The organism is Sphingobium sp. MK2 (assembly GCF_040170545.1).
Classification (GTDB): Bacteria; Pseudomonadota; Alphaproteobacteria; order Sphingomonadales; family Sphingomonadaceae; genus Sphingobium.
On sequence record NZ_JAZDXA010000094.1, the window covers coordinates 1 to 1,724 of the forward strand.

4 protein-coding genes are annotated in these 1,724 nt (G+C 51.8%); 3 read left to right on the forward strand and 1 reads right to left on the reverse strand.

Annotated features, from left to right (window positions below; all coding sequences use genetic code 11):
* From V2I08_RS20360 to V2I08_RS20370, 3 genes are all read left to right on the forward strand, one after another.
* Positions 1-198: hypothetical protein (locus tag V2I08_RS20360; RefSeq protein ID WP_349636569.1), on the forward strand; the 198-nt coding region annotated here is incomplete at its 5' end.
* Between the two features lie 101 nt (positions 199-299).
* On the forward strand, positions 300-572 hold the full coding sequence (locus tag V2I08_RS20365) for a DUF1778 domain-containing protein (RefSeq protein WP_349636570.1): 273 nt from the start codon (positions 300-302) through the stop codon (positions 570-572).
* On the forward strand, positions 560-1,066 hold the full coding sequence (locus V2I08_RS20370) for a GNAT family N-acetyltransferase (protein ID WP_349636571.1): 507 nt from the start codon (positions 560-562) through the stop codon (positions 1,064-1,066). Before V2I08_RS20365 ends, V2I08_RS20370 begins: the two co-directional genes overlap by 13 nt.
* 123 nt (positions 1,067-1,189) lie before the next feature.
* On the opposite strand, the gene V2I08_RS20375 is transcribed toward V2I08_RS20370, so the two are convergent.
* Positions 1,190-1,657: a hypothetical protein gene (locus V2I08_RS20375; RefSeq protein ID WP_349636572.1), complete on the reverse strand. Its 468-nt coding sequence runs from the start codon at positions 1,655-1,657 to the stop codon at positions 1,190-1,192.
* Between the last annotated feature and the right edge of the window lie 67 nt (positions 1,658-1,724).

The following is a 1,724-nucleotide window of genomic DNA, read 5'->3' on the forward strand; positions in this document are numbered from 1 at the left end:
AACTTTCTTCGCTCCATTCACGTCCTCCAGTCTGATAAACACCTTATCTTGGTGTCCACCAAACCGGCAGCAGGCCAGAACGACATGAAGCATGAGGGCGGTTATCTGGCTACCGCTCAGGATTATCATCATCTTGCCGAAGCGGTCAGCAGCTTTTGGAGCGGCCTAGCTGAACAAGAGTCCGTGGGTTACAGGTAACGCCGGACCATGGCCGACGAGGCCAAGCCTGATGAGATCGGCAGCATTTCGATTGACCATCGGCCTTGCGTATGCTAATGTCATACAGGAAGTGAGATTTTATGGCTAGTTCATCGCCTGCGGTATTGAGTGTCCGGGTTAGCCCGGCAGAACGTGCGTTGCTGGAAACGGCGGCGGATCACGCGCGCACAAACCTAAGTGATTTTATTCGCCGCAGGGCTTTGGAAGCGGCTGAACAAGATGTGCTTGACCATCGGCTGGTGACGATCCCGGCGGCGGATTGGGACAAGTTCGAGGATTGGGTTAAGGCTCCTGCCAAGGAAGTCCCGGCGTTGCGCAAACTCTCTGCGACGCGCCCGGCATGGCAGGACTAACGCCACCTCGCCCGCTCACCGCCGACGACAATCGCGAAGCCTTCGACTGCGGACGGGAATCCCTCAATCAATGGTTCCGCCGCCATGCCTGGCGCAATCAGGAAGCGGGCGTATCGCGCACTAACGTCGTCTGTGACCCCGTCACCGGTCATATCGTGGGCTATGTGAGCCTGTCGGCCGCGCAGATCGAGCGCGCCTTCCTCGCCAAAGCCGACCAGCGCAACCGCCCTGATCCCATCCCCGCCATGCTGCTCGGCCAGCTCGCCGTCGATCGCCATTACCAAGGTAAAGGCTATGCCCGTTCCCTGATGTTCTTCGCCCTTACAACGGCAGTACGCTTGTCCTACAATATCGGCTGCTTTTGCGTTCTCACCCATCCGCTTGATGATGACGTGCGCCAATTCTATCGTGGCTTCGGATTTGAGGACGTACCCTTCGACCCTGCACACAGCATGGCAGTGCGGATCGTCGATCTCCTAAAAAGTGGCTTCTGATATCCGGTGATATCCGGTTCGTACGAATGTTATGCAACAACGCGATGGAGGATTCAGCGTAAAGATAAACTGATGAAGTGTAATGAATGCGTCAATTGATAACATTGATCCGAAACGTAAATGCTAACTATGGGCGGACTGTTGATATAGTTGTGTCGCCTCCATTAGATATTTATATGCCATGTCAGAAAATCCCTGCTGCTCATATATATAACTTAGTACAGTCATGCAGTTCGCTTTCCCGAAAGGGCTTTCGGCCTGTTCATAAATCATGATAGCGCCTTTCAACAACGAAATTGCTTCCTCGTCATTCTTAAGACGAATGGAAATATGTGCTAAATGATACATAACGTTCGCTTCGCCAATTAACATATTATTATCTTTATATAAAACTCTGGCCTTTTCTAATATTTCTTTAGCTGCATTATCGTCGCGGCGGGCGATAGCTAAATTTGAAAAGCCTTCGAGGCAAATTGCCTCGCCTGGAGTGTATTCGGCGATCTGAAATTGAGCATAGGCTTTAGCAAAGAGGCGATATGCATCTTCATACGCCTCTTTGCGCAAGGCGATTTGCGCCATACCCAAACCCAACTTGAACAGTGCTTTTGGAAAAGGCATTGTGATTCAATGAGATGCATGCACCGGCGCGAGTGTTACC

Excerpts from the sequence above, each read along its gene's own strand:
- V2I08_RS20365 (WP_349636570.1), top strand. The coding sequence starts at position 300 with ATGGCTAGTTCATCGCCTGCGGTATTGAGTGTCCGGGTTAGCCCGGCA.
- V2I08_RS20370 (WP_349636571.1), top strand. The coding sequence starts at position 560 with ATGGCAGGACTAACGCCACCTCGCCCGCTCACCGCCGACGACAATCGC.